Source organism: Mitsuaria sp. MSU3D, assembly GCF_056867975.1.
On sequence record NZ_CP200314.1, the window covers coordinates 6,386,039 to 6,399,719 of the forward strand.

Below are 13,681 nucleotides of genomic sequence, written 5' to 3' on the forward strand. Positions count from 1 at the left end.
TGCCGCCAGTGTGCGAAGTCCCCCGAGCTCGAACGCATCGAAGTGCCGTTACGCCCGTTGCGCCCGGTCCGCCTGTTGCGCCCGCTGCTCCCGTGCTTCCCGTGCTTCCCGTGCTTCCCGTGCCTTCCGTTCCGCCAAGGCCCGATCACAGCGAGTGCTGCCGGGGCCGGAATGATGTGGGGGGTTCGCGGAGGCGATGCCCCCCACGTCGTGGAGTGCCCGCGCTCGACCTCCCGCCGTGTTCAAAGGACCTCACGCCTGCCGCGACTGCGGCATCAACGCCTCGGCCTCGTCGAGATAGCGCCGCCTGGCCCCTTCATCGCGCAGCTTGCGCGCCTGCAGCCTGGCTTGCCGCACGAGGTCGGTGGCGCTGAACGCATCACCTTCATCGAGCGCATGCCGCGCCCACAGCAACAGGAACGCACAGCGCTGATCAGCCGGGATCTGCGACTGCCGCGCCCGGCAGGAGGCCCAGCGCTGCGCCGCGAGGTCGCCGAATGACGTGGCCGGCAGGGGCAGGCCTTGCGTGGTGGCCAGTCGCTGGAGCGCCGCGAAGTCCAGGTGTCCGAGCGCCGCGAGCCGCAGCAGGAAGATGGTGTTCAGCAGCGAGCTGCGCCCCAGTTGCCAGCGCGCGCAGAGCGCGTCGCTGAGCAGCAGCCAGCGCAGCGCGTCCTCGATGCCCGGCCCGTCGGCGGGCAGCAGGTCGGCCTCGACAAGCCGGCCGAGCGCGTTGGACAGATTGGCGGCGCAGACCTGGAGCGCGTCGGGCAGTCCGGCCAGCGAGGCGCTGCGCAGCGCGTCGCCGAGGCTGGCCAGCGACTGCGTCGCGAGCGCCGCGTCGCCGCGGGCGATGGCGAGGTCGCGCAGCACGATGCCGCGCAGGTTGCCGTGGTCGCAGCGCAGCGTGGAGTCGGCGGCGAGCACGTCGGGATCGACCTCGTCGAGCTTCTCCAGCGCGGGCGCCGCCTGGCCGAGGCTGCCGAACCAGTGCCAGGCCGCGAGGATCGCGACGCGGGCGCGCAGTTGACGCCGCTCCAAGCGCGGCAGGCGGCTGTTGTTGAGCGTCTGACCGAGGTCGCGCAGCTCGTCCTGCAGCGCGGCCCAGTCGCCGAGCCGGCGCGCGATGCGGGCGCGGCGCAGGCCGAGCGCGGCGGCGGCGGCGGCGTCTCCCGGCGGTACGTGCGGCGCGGCCTGCTGCAACGCGAGGCGGGCGGGATAGAGCTCGCCGCGGTCGAGCAGGTAGTCGGCGCGGGCGAGCGCCTCGGCGTAGGCCAGCGGGAGCAGCGGCGCGGCGGCTGGCGCGCGCACCGGGCGCTGCTGGCCGAGCCATCGGGCGAGGGCTTCGCCGGTGGCGGGTTCACCGTCGATCTCGAAGCGGCAGCTCGGCAGCAGCGCGGCGTTGAGCCAGAACGGGCCGCTGCTGCGGGCGCTGGCCTCGATCAGCGCGGCCAGCGGTCCGTCGTCGAGCAGCGCGAGCGCGCGCCAGACCTGCGTGCGGTGCAGCTCGGCCATGCCGGCGATGCGCTCGCGCAGCTCGGCGCGCGAGCACGGGCTGTCGATGCGCGCCAGTCCTTGCTCGTGCGCCTGCAGCAGCGCGGCGAGCAGGCGCGGCAGCAGCCGGCCGCGCAGTTCGGGCAGTCCGTCGATGCGCAGTCCCTGCGGCAGCAACTGGATGCGATGCAAGGGCAGGTCGGCGGCCGGAGCGGCAGCGACGAGGGAGGCGGCGGGAGCGGTCATTGGAGGCGCATTCTGCGCCGGGTGCTTCGGCGGTGTGACGGCATCGGCGTAACGGGCGTTACGTGCGTAGGTTACGCGGGGCCGGCCTGTTCACCGCTGATCCGCTGATCCGCTGACCCGCTGACCCGCTGACCCGCTGACCCGCTGACCCGCTGATTGCTGACTGCTCACAGTTGACCGTGGACCTTCTGCTGACCTGCCGACGTGCCGACGTGCGGATCTGGGTGTCGGCCGGCGGATGGTGGAGAGGAGGGTAACGAAACGTCAGGCCCGCCCCTTGCCTGTAGCTGTCCATCACAACTCGAGGGGACTGCCATGGTGGCAAAGAATGAGGCCTGGTATCCAGGCGAGGCCGATGTCGGCGGAATTGTCGCGCCCCGCGCGTCGACTTCCGCAGTGTCATGGGGCGCGGTGCTGGCCGGCGCCGCTGCCGCGGCGGCGCTGTCGTTGATCCTGCTGCTGCTCGGCGCGGGGTTGGGACTGGCCGCCGCGTCGCCCTGGGCCGGCGACGGCGCTAGCGCCGCGACGCTGGGCGTGGCGGGCATCGTCTGGCTCGCGTTCACGCAATTGGCGGCGTCCGGACTCGGCGGTTATCTCGCCGGCCGGCTGCGCGTGCGATGGCGCGATACCGATGCGGACGAGGTTCATTTCCGCGACACGGCCCATGGCCTGCTGTCGTGGGCCGTGGCCACGCTGTTCACCGCCGCCGTGCTGACCGCCTCGGTCGGCGCGATCGCCGGGATCGGCGTGAAGGGCGCGGCGTTGGCGGCCGGGACCGCGGCCACAGGGGCGGCGGCTGCGACAGCTGCTGCTGGGACTGCGGCGGATGAGTCCGGCGTGAAGGGCAGTTCTTCGGGAACCGCGCGGACCGCGCTGGGGAGCGGTGATTTCGGCTACTACGTGGACACGCTGCTGCGGCCCGCGGCGACGGCGCCGACAACGGCATCGACGTCTTCCGCGGCGCCCGCCGAGGCCAATCCGGCGACGCTGCGCGCGTGGCCGGATGCCTCGATGGTCCATGCGGACGAGCAGTCTTCGGCGTCGTTGAATCGCCTCCTCGTGCGTGCGTTGCGCGATGGCGGGACGCTGTCGCCGGAAGACACGCGCGCTGCTGGACAACTGGTGGCGCAGCGTACAGGCCTGACGCCAGCGGAGGCGGAGCGGCGCGTCACCGAGACGCTGCAGCGGGCTCGCGCCGAGGCGCAAGCCCTGGAGACCCGTGCCCGTGAAGCCGCCGACGCCGCTCGCAAGACGGCGCTGACGACGGCGTTGTGGATGGTTGTCGCGCTGCTGATCGGCGCATTCACCGCGAGCCTGCTGGCCACCTTCGGCGGCCGGCAGCGCGACCTCATCGACTGAGACAAGGAGAACTCACATGCGATCGTTGCTGCTCTTTTTCCTGGGCGTGCCCATTCCCATCATCATCCTGATCGCGTTGATCAGATGATCACCGCGCGACCGCAAGCCTGCGGTCGCGCGATGTCCGCAGGGCGATGAGCGCGGTGCCCAGAGCCCTTCTCGGATCAACCGTACTCGACGTCGTAACAACTGTTGTGACGACCGCTATGGAGAGAGGCGCTCGCCCCCGAATTCAACATCTTTCGCCGCACCGAATCGAAAGACTGGCCGTTCTCGGCGGCAAGGATGAGGGCGTCGGGTGAAGGACCGAAGTCACTGTCTTCCAGGAATTCCCTCGATTGCTCCAACGACTGGTTGAACAGCGCGGTGATGATGTCGAGCGCGTCCGGGCGCATGTGATCGACGGCCAGGGCCTGGACGTTGTAAGGGTAGTCAAGGAAGTCCAGCATCTCGGGGATGTTGCCCGGCGGGGTGCCATAGGGCTTGATCTTGACGTCGCCGGCGGGAGCGAGCCTCAAGACAAGTGAGGCCACCATGGACTTTGCTTCCCGCGCCATGCGCAGCGTCTGCAGGCCGTCGGTGCAGGACTTGAGCTGGGTCCGCAGTTGATCGAAGCGCGTCGCCAGCTTCGGCGCAAAGCGTGGGCACTCGGCCAATTCGGTATGGTCCTGGACGTACCGGGCGCAATCCTCGATGTGGGCCGCCTTGCCCTTCAAGGTGTCCGGCATGGGGCGTCGGAAAAGTTCGGCGGCCAGCTTCTCGGCGGGTGCGTACTTCGCCATGCTCTGGACGAACACGTCCCCGCTCAGCGGATTGATGACGAAGGCTTCAAGGGTCGGGAGAGGAAACGACATGGACAAGGACGGTTGATGAGGAAGGGCCATGAGTCCGGCTCAACCTGGTCCGGTTCGCCATTTCCTTCAGCGGCCCTCCGTTCGTCCAGCGGGTGACATCAGTCGGTGTTCAGTTCATCGACCGAGTGGCGGTCATGGCTGCGGGCTCGGTGCTTTCGCCGTATCGACGCCATGTATCCGGCGCATGCGACAGCCGATCCGCCACGACCTTGAGGACGGCGGGATTCCAGACCAGGCCGCAATGGCTGCCGTCGACCTCGACGTTCTCGACCATCGGATGGTCCTCCGGCTGCACGCAGGCCTGCCACGCGACGACGCCGTCGCTGCGGCTGTAGATCGAGGTCGTCGGCACATGCGGCGCGGCGATGAGGCGCGACTTGAAATCGTCGTCGAGCACCGGCAGCCTGCCGTTGACCCAGCGGTAGATCAGGCTGACGTTGGTCTGCGTCGCCTCGCCGGTGATCGGCGTGCCGATCGTGATGACCTGGCGCACCGGCAGCGAGATGCGCTTGGCGATCTCGCGCGCATAGATGCCGCCGAGACTCCAGCCCACCAGCGACACCGGCTGCGACTGTCCGGCGACGAGCGCCTCGATGTCGGCGGCGAGTGTGTCGAGCCACAGGTCGATGTCGCCGGTGGGACCGGTGTTGATGCCGCGTCCCCAGTCGCGCGCCGCATAACCGAGCCCGTGGCAGAAGCCCACCAGCGGCGCGATCGACTGCGCGTCCGCGGTCAGGCCGGGGAACACGATGACGGGGTGTCCGTCACCGGGCGGATGGCCGCTGCGGTCCATCATGCGGCAGCTGGCGTATTCCATCGCGGCACGCAGCGGCTCGATGCCGAGCAGGGCCCAGGACGGGGAACAGATGACTGGTGCCGGGACGGGCATCGCATCGGGAAGGGCGGCGATCTTCTTCATGGTCTTGAGGCCGCCTTTCCGGCGTGACCTGCGAGGTCGGCGGCGAGGTCGGCAGAAGGACAGTTGAGTCGATCTTTCCGCAAGCCGCGTTCCACGGGCATCCCCACAAGGTCGCATGTGTTCGTCGGACGGGACCTACATCCGGGGGATGGGCTGCGATCTCTCCCACCATTGACGGAAGTCAGAGGGAGAGGCGGTTTTTCAGTGCGGCCCAGAGCTAGGCTTTCAGTCCTTAAACGGATTTCGAAGGAGCGCGTGTCATGAGCGTCTTGACGATCGACCTGTTGCCGATGACCGTGTCGCAAAGGAGGACCATCCAGTTGGACCCGCTGGTCCTGCAACAGATGAAGGTGAAGCCCGGAGAACAGATCGAAATCGATCTTCTGCTGGACGGTTGCTGTGTGTTGCGCGGTCCGCGCTCCGGTGACATCAGCGATCTTTACGGCATCCTTGCCAACGTGCCGAGGGGCCGCGCCGGTCCGGTGTCCATCGAGGAGATGAGCGAGACGATCGCACGTGGATGGGCGGGGGAAAATGAGGATCACGGTGGACACGAATGTCCTGGTGAGGATCGCTGTTCTGGATGATCTCGATCAGGCTCGTGCCGCTGCAAGACTCCTCGTTGAGGCGCAATTGGTCATCGTGACCGTCGCATGCCTCTGCGAATTCGCTTGGGTGCTGGGACGATCCTACAAGTTCGCGTGCGAGGACATCGCCGAAGCGATTCGTAGCGTCGTGGAGAAACCCGCCGTCAAGGTGGATCGACTGGCTGTCGCCGCAGGTCTGTCGATGCTTGATCTGGGCGGAGATTTTGCTGACGGCGCCATTGCTTGCGAAGGTCGTCTTGCAGGCGGTGAAGTGTTCATGACGTTTGACAAGCAAGCCATGCGCAAGCTCGTTTCGTTGGGGAATGCCGTGGACAGTCCATCCGGTGAGAGGATGCTGGCGGAGCCGGATCAATGAAAATCCCGGCTCTCCGTCCTCAACCGTCCCAGCATCGGGGTCAGGTCTTGCAGGTGTCCGGCGATCAGGTTGCGCACGTCGCCGCTGCGCTGCCACTTGCCCTTCACCGCCATCAGGCGCGAGTGCAGCATGACGTGCCGCTGCCGCTGCCACAGCGCGCGGTGGACGATGACCTGGATGTCGCCGGTCTCGTCTTCCAGGGAAATGAAGATCGTGCCCTTGGCCGTCGCCGGCTGCTGCTTGACCGTCACGATCCCGCAGCCGCGTGCCGGTCGGCCGTCGGGCAATTCGTTCAGTTCCTCGGCCGACATCCAGCGCTGTTCGCGCAGCAGCGGCCGCAGCAGCGACAGCGGGTGGCGGCGCAGCGTCAGGCCCAGCGACGCGTAGTCGAAGACGATCTCCTCGCCCTCCGGCGCCTGCGGCAGCGCGAGGAAATCCTCCTGCACCGGCGCAGAAGCCAGCAGCGGCGGCGGCGCATGCTGCGCGGCCGCATCCCACATCTGCTGGCGGCGGTGGCCGCTGATGCTGGTCAACGCATCGCCCGCCGCCAGCATCGTCATCTGCTGCTGGTTCAGTCCGGTGCGTCGCGCCAGGTCCTCCGCGTCGTTGAACGGGCCGTTCCGACGCTCCCGGCAGATCAGCGCCGCCGAGGCCTGCTGCAGTCCCTTGACCAGCCGCAATCCCAGCCGCACCTTCACCGGCGCCGCGTCGGCCGCGAGCGCTTCCTCTGCGTCGAGGTAGGGGTCGCCATCGTCTTCCACGACGATGCCGTCCTCATCCAGTGGCATCGCATCGATCGTGTCGGCGGCCGCGCCGCGCTGCGTCGGGCGGATGACACGCCCATCCGCGCGCTCCAGCGTGCAGTCCCAGTCGCTGTGCATCACGTCCGGCGGCAGCACCTCGACACCCTTGCGTCTGGCCTCCTGCACCAGTTGGCTCGGCGAATAGAAGCCCAGCGGTTGCGCGTTCAGCAGTCCCGCCAGGAACTCGGCTGACCGGTGCCGCTTCAGCCAGCTGCTCGTGTAGACCAGCAGCGCGAACGAGGCCGCGTGCGACTCCGGGAAGCCGTATTCCGAGAAGCCCTTCACCTGCTCGAAGATCTGCTCGGCAAAAGACACCGGATAGTTCCGTTCCCGCATCCCGTCGATCAGTTTCGCGCGGTACTTGTCCAGGTTGCCCTTGCGCTTCCACGCGGCCATCGAGCGTCGCAGTTCGTCGGCCTCGCCGCCTGAGAATCCGGCCGCGATCATCGCAATCTGCATCACCTGCTCCTGGAAGACCGGGACGCCCAGCGTGCGCTTCAGGACCGTTTCCAGTCCCTGCGGATAAACGACCTCCTCGAAGCCCTGACGTCGCTGCAGGTAGGGGTGCACCATGCCGCCCTGGATCGGCCCGGGACGCACGATCGCCACCTCGATGACCAGGTCGTAGAACTCCTTCGGTTTCAGCCGCGGCAGCATGCTGCGCTGCGCGCGGCTCTCGATCTGGAACACGCCGATGGTCTCGGCACGCTGGATCATTTTGTAGGTCTCGTCGTCCCCGTCCGGGATGTCCTTCAGCTCGAACGGATAGCGCTCGCGCTTGCCGACGAAGTCCAGCGTCTTGCGGATCGCCGTGAGCATGCCCAGCCCCAGCACGTCGACCTTGAGCAAGCCCACCGCGTCGAGGTCGTCCTTGTCCCACTCGATGACGGTGCGGTCCGGCATCGAGGCGTTCTCCACCGGCACCATGCGCGTCAGCGGCCCGTGCGTCAGCACGAAGCCGCCCGGGTGCTGCGACAGGTGTCGCGGGAAGCCCAGCAGCTCCGACGTGATCTCGACCAGTTGGCGCACCGCGAGGTCGTCGGCCTCGAGCCCGGACTCGCGCAGCCGCTCGGCATCGATGGTCTGGCCGTCCCACCACTGGTGGTTGCCGCACAGCGTGTCCAGCACCTCGGGCTCGAAGCCCAGTGCCTTGCCGACGTCGCGCAGCGCGCTCTTCACGCGGTAGGAGATCACCACCGCCGCCAGCGCCGCGCGTTCGCGCGTGTACTTGCGGTAGAGGTACTGGATGACCTCCTCGCGGCGCTCGTGTTCGAAGTCGATGTCGATGTCCGGCGGCTCGTTGCGTTCCTTGCTGATGAAGCGCTCGAACAGGACCTGCATCCGCGCCGGGTCCACCTCGGTCACGTGCGTGCAGTAGCAGACGATGGAGTTCGCCGCGCTGCCGCGGCCCTGGCACAGGATGCCCTGCGAACGCGCGAACTGGACGATGTCGGCCACCGTCAGGAAGTAGTGCTCGTAGCGCAGTTCCTCGATCAGTGCGAGCTCGCGCTCGATCTGCTCGCTGGCCGCGGCCGGCACGCCCTCGGGCCAGCGACGGCCCGCGCCCTCGTAGGTCAGACGGCGCAGATGACTGGCCGGCGTCTGGCCGTCGGGCACGACCTCGGACGGGTAGTGGTAGCGCAGTTCGTCGAGGCTGAATTCGCAACACTCGACGACGCGCAGCGTCTCGGCGAGCAGGTCGGCCGGGAAGCTGAGCGCGAGGCGGCTGCGGTGGCGCAGGTGGCGCTCGGCGTTGCGGTCCAGCGCCTGGCCGCACTCGGTCAGCGGCTTGCCCAGGCGTGTGGCCGTCAGCACGTCCTGCAGCGGCTTGCGGCTGCGCACATGCATGGTGACGTCGCCCACGGCCACCAGCGGGATCTCGGTCAGCGCGCCGGCCTCGCGCAGGCGCAGCAGGCGGATCTCGTCGTCGGCGTGCTGGGGCTGGTCGATGCCCAGCCAGCAACGCCCGGTGAAGCGCGACAACAGCCAGCGCGCCATCGACAGCAATTGCGCCGGCGTCGCATGTCGGTCGGGGCAGGCGATCACGACGCAGTCGTCCAGCGTCTGCGGGCCGATGTCGGCCCGCGTGCAGTGGTAGGTGCCCTTCTCGGCCGAGCGCCGCAGCCGCGAGATGAACTGACACAGGTTGCCGTAGCCGTTCAGGCTGCAGGCCAGCACCACCAGCGTGAACGGGCCTTCGTCCCCCGCATCCTGCTCGCCCAACGCGCCCAACGCGCCCGACGTGCCCAACGCGCCTGAGGCGCCTGAGGCGCCTGAGGCGCGCCCTGAGGCGCCGCTGGGTTCAATGAGGAACTGGCTGCCCACCAGCAGCTTCATGCCGTGCTGCTTCGCGGCCACGTGCGCGCGCACCATGCCGGCCATGCTGCACTCGTCGGTGATCGCGAGCGCGGCGTAGCCGAGCTCCTTGGCGCGCACGACCAGTTCCTCGGGCCAGCTCGCCCCCTTCAGGAAGCTGAAGTTGCTGAGGCAGCGCAGTTCGGCGTAGTCGGGAAGGACCGAGGCGCCAGGGAGGGCGGACATGGTGAGCGGCCTGTACGAACGGAGGGTGCCTGATCAGGCATACATCCCGTGCAGGAACCACGCCTGCACGGCGGACTTGTCGTCGTCGCCGTTGCCCGTCCCGCTCAGCCGTTCCTGATAGACGGCCAGCACGCCGGCGTTCTCGTTGACGGCGATCCAGTAGTCGCGGGTGACCTTGCGGTGCGCCTTCGTGTCGGGGATGCGGTCCCACCAGCCGCCCTCGATGCGATCCGGCCCGACCAGCAGCGTCAACGGGCCCTGGTAGTGCGGCCGGTGCTCGCGCACCGCCAGCCGCAGCGGCGGGTCGAGCAGGAAGGCGGGCTCCGGCACGGCCGGCGCGCGCACCGCCGCCTGCCGACCCTTGCGGCGGGAGGCCGTCCGGCCGTCGCCGCAGGTTCGCCAGCGCGTCTGCCATTCGGGTCGGTGATCGTCACCCAGGACCGGCTGCTGCACCCGCTCAGGACCGAGCCGCGCGGCGATGCGTTCCAGGGTCAGGTACAGCGTCTCGCCGGTGCGCACCACGTCGGGCAGCAGGGAGCCGCTGTCCTCCACCAGCGCCTGCACGCCGACCGCCTCCAGCCGCAGTTCACCGACCGGCGCCAGCAACTGGGTCTTGGCCAGATGCTCGGCCATCAGCCGGCAGAAGTGTTCGAGCTCGCGGATCGGCTCGGCGGTGCGGATCGTGAGGCAACCGCCTTCGCCGGCGTCCTTGGCGCGCATCGAGTCGTGCACCCAGTGCAGCGTGACGCCGGTGGCGCCCGCATGGCGCGCCGCCAGCCAGCCGCACAGCCGCATCAGCAGCGGCCGCGTGCCCAGCAGCAGCGCGGGCGCGTGGTCCTCGCGGCAGGGGAGCTCGACGCGGGCGTGGAAGTCCTCGGGCAGCGCGACCCAGGCGTGCGCCTCGGGCCGCAGGCCGTAGGCCTGGTCCAGCATCGTCAGCAGCGCCGCGCCGAAGCGGCGGCTGATGCCGCCGCGCGGCAGCGCCCGCAACTGGCCCAGTGTGTTGATGCCGGCGCGGCTCAACGGTTCCGCGTGTTCCGCGCCGGCGCTCAGCGCCTGCAGCGGCAACGGGTCCAGCACCGCCTGCAACAGCCGCCCGCCGAGGTCAAGCACGCCGCAACGCGCCAGTACCAGCGCGGCGGTGGCCGACGGCGCCCAGCCGATGCCCACGGCGCCCAGGTCGGGCGCTTCGTCGCTCAGGCGCGCCTTCAGCGCGGGCAGGCCGCGGAACAGCCGCAGGCTGGCCTCGACCTCCATCACGACGGCGTCCTCCATCAGCGCCACGCGCGGCGTGAACTGCAGGCACCACACCGCCAGGCCCGCCTGCGTCTCCGCGCAGATCCCCCAGGGATGCGGCGGCGGCGCGGTCGACGGGTCCTCAAACGGTGCCGGCGGACGAGGCGGCAGGATCAGTGCGACCCACAACATGGGAGAACTCCGGGAACAGGGTGAGCGCCACGGGCTCGTGGAGGGATTCGGACACCGTTTCGAGCAGGGGCCCGGCACTGCCCTGGCCCTTGCCGGCCGACTCGTTGACGGTGTCGGCCACGTCGGCGACCGGCACCGTCATCGGCGCCACCGGGCGCATCGTGCTGGGCCGCATCACGCGCGGGGTCAGGACATGCTCGAGCCCGCCGGGGATCGAGGCCAGCCGCAGCGGGGTCTCGTGGGCGGGGCCTTTGCGCTTGAGGATCTGGACGTCCAGGGCCCAGTCGACATCGATCGTCGCCAGCACCCGCAGCGGCGCCGGCGACGGGTCATGACGGGCCGCCAGCGGCCGGAACAGGAACACCGGTCCTTCGAACGACTGCGCCAGCACCTGTAGCCGCCGCAACTGCTCGGGCGCGGCTTGCGGCAGCCAGGCCAGCACCGCGCCGGCGGCATTGGACTTGATCAGCTGTTCGGTGCACCAGAGCCGCTCCGACGGCGCGCGCGCGTCGATCCAGACGAGGTGGCGCTCATCCAGCCCCAGGTGCATCAGGCCGGGCAGGTGGGGGCGCTTGGGCGGTCCGACCATCGCCACCGCGGCACCGTCGGCGACGACGCGTCGGAGCGACGGTCCCGCCAACCGCCATTCGGCCAGCGAGAACTGCGGCAGCAGCACTTCGGTCAACTGGCGTCCGGGCCAGCCGCCCCCGGGCAGCTCGGCGTCCAGCGCGTCGAAGCCGCTCGGCCAGACGGTGTCGGTGCCGCGGCCCAGCGCGTCGCCGCGCCAGATCGCCTCCGCCACGGCAGGCGGAAGTGGGGCGAGAGGGGCGGACAGGGCAGGCATGGCGGGCGTCGTCGAGAGACAAAAACGCCGGTTGAGGAACCGGCGTGAGATCACTGTATGTGCATACAGTATAGGAGGACGACAGCCCCGTCCAGGGCTGTTTCAACTCAAGTCGGGAGAATGTCCCGATGGCCGGCCGGCACCTCGGCGGAGGCGGGCGACGTGGGAAAAGCGAGTACGAATCGCGTACCCCCACGGGCCGGCGCTTCCAGGCTGACGGTCCAGCCCAGGTGCTCGGCGACGCGCTTGACGATGGCCAGGCCCAGGCCCGCGCTGCCGGCGCCCGCCGGGTCGACCTGCATGAAGCGGTCGAAGATCCGGTCGCGCACCGCCGGCGGGATGCCGATGCCGGTGTCCTCGATGACCACGCGGCCGGCCTCGAGCCGGATGTCGACGCGGCCCTGGTCGGTGAACTGGCAGGCGTTGCGGATCAGGTTGCCCAGCGCGATGGCCGCGAGCTCGGGCCGCGCGGGCACTTCCAGGCCGGCGTCGGCGGACGCGGCATGCAGCGTCATCTCGACCTCCTTGCCCTTGAGCAGCGGCCGGCAGCGTTCCATCTCCTGGCGCAGCAGCGGCAGCAGCGCGGTCGGCGGCGCGCCGATGCTGGCCGGGTCGCGCGACAGCAGCAGCATCGCGACGACGCGCTCGCTGGTGTCGGCCGCGGTGCGCCGGATGCGCTCGGCCAGTTCGACCATGTCGTCGCGATCGTGCAGCCGCGCTTTCAGGATTTCGGCGGCGCCCAGCATCACAGCCAGCGGCGTTCTCAACTCATGGCTGACATCGCCGGTGAACCAGCGCTCGCGGTCCAGGTAGCGCTGCTGCGCCTCGGTCTTGGCCGCGAACGCACGCGACAGCACGCCCAGTTCGTCGGTCGAGTCCAGCAGCGGATATTCGCGCGGCGCGGTGTCGGTCTCGACGGCGCGGGCCAGCGCGGTGACCGGGGCGACGATGCGGCTCGCGGTCAGTTGCGCCAGGAACAGCGCCAGTCCCAGGCAGCAGACGAAGGCCAGGCCGAGCAGGCCGTAGACGCCCGCCTCGATCTTGGCGAAATCCTCGTCGCGGTCGGTCAGCACGAAGACCGTCCCGAGGTCGTCGCGGACCAGGGCGGTGAAGGTGGCGTCCTCCTGCGGCAGCGTGTACTTGCCCGGCGGCTTGCCGCGCAGTGCCTGCGGGATGGCATCGCCCTTGTAGAGCGTGACGCTGGGCGGCAGGTCGGCTTCCAGGCCCTGCTTCTCGCGGGCGATCAGCTCGTCGGCGGTGCGGTCCAGGCGCTGGTCGACGAGGCGGTCCTCGATGCTCGAGGCGATGCGCACCGCGGCGACCGCGAAGGCGCCGCAGACCAGCAGCGTCAGCAGCAGGAAGGCGGCGGCCACGCGCGTGCGCAGCGTGGTCGGCGCGGCCGTCGAGCGGCCGGCGCGGGCTTCGCCACGAGGGTGGCCGCGTGGATCGCCGGGGTCGCGCCGCGGCTCATCCCGCATCGGGCGACACCAGCCGGTAGCCGATGCCCGGATGGGTCTTCAGCAGCGGGACGGGGAAGGGCTTGTCCAGCGCCGCGCGCAGCGCGTGGATGTGGGTGCGCAGCGCGTCGCTGTCGGGCGGATCGTTGCCCCAGACCTCGCGCTCGAGGTCCTCGCGGCGGACCAGCTTGGGCGCTTCGCGCAGCAGCGCGGACAGCAGCTTGTAGCCGGTGGGCGTCAGCTGCAGCGGCTTGCCGGCGCGGGTGGCTTCGAGCGTGTCGGGATCGAAGCTGACGTCGGCGTAGCTGACCGCCGAACTGAGGTTCAGGCCATGCGAGCGCCGCATCAGCGCCTTGAGGCGGATCTCCAGCTCGACCAGGGAGAAGGGCTTGACGAGGTAGTCGTCGGCGCCGCTCTCGAAGCCGGTGACCTTGTCGGCGATCGTGTCGCGGGCGGTCAGCATGAGGATGGGGGTGGGGCGGCGGAAGTCCTTGCGCAGGCGCCGGGCGACATCCAGGCCGTCCAGGCCGGGCAGGGTCAGGTCCAGCACGATCGCGTCGTAGGAGCCGGCGGCGGCCTGCGCCAGCCCGCCCAGGCCGTTGCGGGCCACGTCCAGCGCGTAGCCCATCGGCTCGAGGTAGGCGAACAGGTTCGCGACGATGTCCGGGTTGTCTTCGATGACCAGCAGCTTCATCACGAGGCTCTCGTTCCTGCGGCGCCGGGCGCCGCGTCGTCCTGAGGGACGGGACCCGTTGGGGGAGAGGTCCCCCCGCGAG

General features: G+C 69.7%; 11 protein-coding genes. 3 read left to right on the forward strand and 8 right to left on the reverse strand.

The window, feature by feature from the left end; genetic code table 11:
• Positions 1 to 252: 252 nt before the first annotated feature.
• Positions 253 to 1,737, reverse strand: a complete 1,485-nt coding sequence (locus AC1VNM_RS28145; RefSeq protein WP_483109100.1) for a hypothetical protein — start codon at positions 1,735 to 1,737, stop codon at positions 253 to 255.
• 315 nt (positions 1,738 to 2,052) lie between these two features.
• Between AC1VNM_RS28145 and AC1VNM_RS28150 the strand changes: the two genes are divergently transcribed.
• Positions 2,053 to 3,096: a hypothetical protein gene (locus AC1VNM_RS28150; protein WP_483109101.1), complete on the forward strand. Its 1,044-nt coding sequence runs from the start codon at positions 2,053 to 2,055 to the stop codon at positions 3,094 to 3,096.
• A gap of 164 nt (positions 3,097 to 3,260) precedes the next feature.
• Here AC1VNM_RS28150 and AC1VNM_RS28155 read toward each other — a convergent pair whose 3' ends face one another.
• Positions 3,261 to 3,980, reverse strand: a complete 720-nt coding sequence (locus AC1VNM_RS28155) for a hypothetical protein (protein ID WP_483109102.1) — start codon at positions 3,978 to 3,980, stop codon at positions 3,261 to 3,263.
• A 79-nt stretch (positions 3,981 to 4,059) separates the two neighbouring features.
• Positions 4,060 to 4,869 (reverse strand): hypothetical protein, encoded by an 810-nt coding sequence (locus AC1VNM_RS28160; protein ID WP_483109103.1) that lies wholly within the window; start codon positions 4,867 to 4,869, stop codon positions 4,060 to 4,062.
• A 260-nt stretch (positions 4,870 to 5,129) separates the two neighbouring features.
• Between AC1VNM_RS28160 and AC1VNM_RS28165 the strand changes: the two genes are divergently transcribed.
• Both AC1VNM_RS28165 and AC1VNM_RS28170 read left to right on the forward strand, forming a co-directional pair.
• Positions 5,130 to 5,456, forward strand: coding sequence for an AbrB/MazE/SpoVT family DNA-binding domain-containing protein (locus AC1VNM_RS28165; RefSeq protein ID WP_483109104.1), 327 nt, complete (start codon positions 5,130 to 5,132; stop codon positions 5,454 to 5,456).
• Positions 5,416 to 5,832 (forward strand): type II toxin-antitoxin system VapC family toxin, encoded by a 417-nt coding sequence (locus tag AC1VNM_RS28170; RefSeq protein ID WP_483109105.1) that lies wholly within the window; start codon positions 5,416 to 5,418, stop codon positions 5,830 to 5,832. Before AC1VNM_RS28165 ends, AC1VNM_RS28170 begins: the two co-directional genes overlap by 41 nt.
• Here AC1VNM_RS28170 and AC1VNM_RS28175 read toward each other — a convergent pair.
• The 5 genes from AC1VNM_RS28175 to AC1VNM_RS28195 all read right to left on the reverse strand — a co-directional run bounded on the left by AC1VNM_RS28175 (position 5,826) and on the right by AC1VNM_RS28195 (position 13,599).
• Positions 5,826 to 9,176, reverse strand: a complete 3,351-nt coding sequence (locus tag AC1VNM_RS28175) for an error-prone DNA polymerase (protein WP_483109106.1) — start codon at positions 9,174 to 9,176, stop codon at positions 5,826 to 5,828. The two genes, AC1VNM_RS28170 and AC1VNM_RS28175, sit on opposite strands and share 7 nt — an antisense overlap.
• Before the next feature lie 33 nt (positions 9,177 to 9,209).
• Positions 9,210 to 10,604, reverse strand: coding sequence for a Y-family DNA polymerase (locus AC1VNM_RS28180; protein WP_377157055.1), 1,395 nt, complete (start codon positions 10,602 to 10,604; stop codon positions 9,210 to 9,212).
• Positions 10,555 to 11,448, reverse strand: a complete 894-nt coding sequence (gene imuA, locus AC1VNM_RS28185; protein ID WP_483109107.1) for a translesion DNA synthesis-associated protein ImuA — start codon at positions 11,446 to 11,448, stop codon at positions 10,555 to 10,557. The genes AC1VNM_RS28180 and imuA overlap by 50 nt, the downstream gene beginning before the upstream one ends.
• 107 nt (positions 11,449 to 11,555) lie before the next feature.
• Positions 11,556 to 12,926, reverse strand: coding sequence for a sensor histidine kinase (locus AC1VNM_RS28190; protein WP_483109108.1), 1,371 nt, complete (start codon positions 12,924 to 12,926; stop codon positions 11,556 to 11,558).
• Positions 12,916 to 13,599: a response regulator transcription factor gene (locus tag AC1VNM_RS28195; protein ID WP_088406092.1), complete on the reverse strand. Its 684-nt coding sequence runs from the start codon at positions 13,597 to 13,599 to the stop codon at positions 12,916 to 12,918. The genes AC1VNM_RS28190 and AC1VNM_RS28195 overlap by 11 nt, the downstream gene beginning before the upstream one ends.
• Positions 13,600 to 13,681: the final 82 nt, after the last annotated feature.

Bases quoted from the DNA above. Each gene is read 5' to 3' on its own strand.
- AC1VNM_RS28145 (WP_483109100.1), bottom strand. From the start codon at position 1,737: ATGACCGCTCCCGCCGCCTCCCTCGTCGCTGCCGCTCCGGCCGCCGAC.
- AC1VNM_RS28150 (WP_483109101.1), top strand. From the start codon at position 2,053: ATGGTGGCAAAGAATGAGGCCTGGTATCCAGGCGAGGCCGATGTCGGC.
- AC1VNM_RS28155 (WP_483109102.1), bottom strand. From the start codon at position 3,980: ATGGCCCTTCCTCATCAACCGTCCTTGTCCATGTCGTTTCCTCTCCCG.
- AC1VNM_RS28160 (WP_483109103.1), bottom strand. From the start codon at position 4,869: ATGAAGAAGATCGCCGCCCTTCCCGATGCGATGCCCGTCCCGGCACCA.
- AC1VNM_RS28165 (WP_483109104.1), top strand. From the start codon at position 5,130: ATGAGCGTCTTGACGATCGACCTGTTGCCGATGACCGTGTCGCAAAGG.
- AC1VNM_RS28175 (WP_483109106.1), bottom strand. From the start codon at position 9,176: ATGTCCGCCCTCCCTGGCGCCTCGGTCCTTCCCGACTACGCCGAACTG.
- AC1VNM_RS28180 (WP_377157055.1), bottom strand. From the start codon at position 10,604: ATGTTGTGGGTCGCACTGATCCTGCCGCCTCGTCCGCCGGCACCGTTT.
- imuA (WP_483109107.1), bottom strand. From the start codon at position 11,448: ATGCCTGCCCTGTCCGCCCCTCTCGCCCCACTTCCGCCTGCCGTGGCG.
- AC1VNM_RS28190 (WP_483109108.1), bottom strand. From the start codon at position 12,926: ATGCGGGATGAGCCGCGGCGCGACCCCGGCGATCCACGCGGCCACCCT.
- AC1VNM_RS28195 (WP_088406092.1), bottom strand. From the start codon at position 13,599: ATGAAGCTGCTGGTCATCGAAGACAACCCGGACATCGTCGCGAACCTG.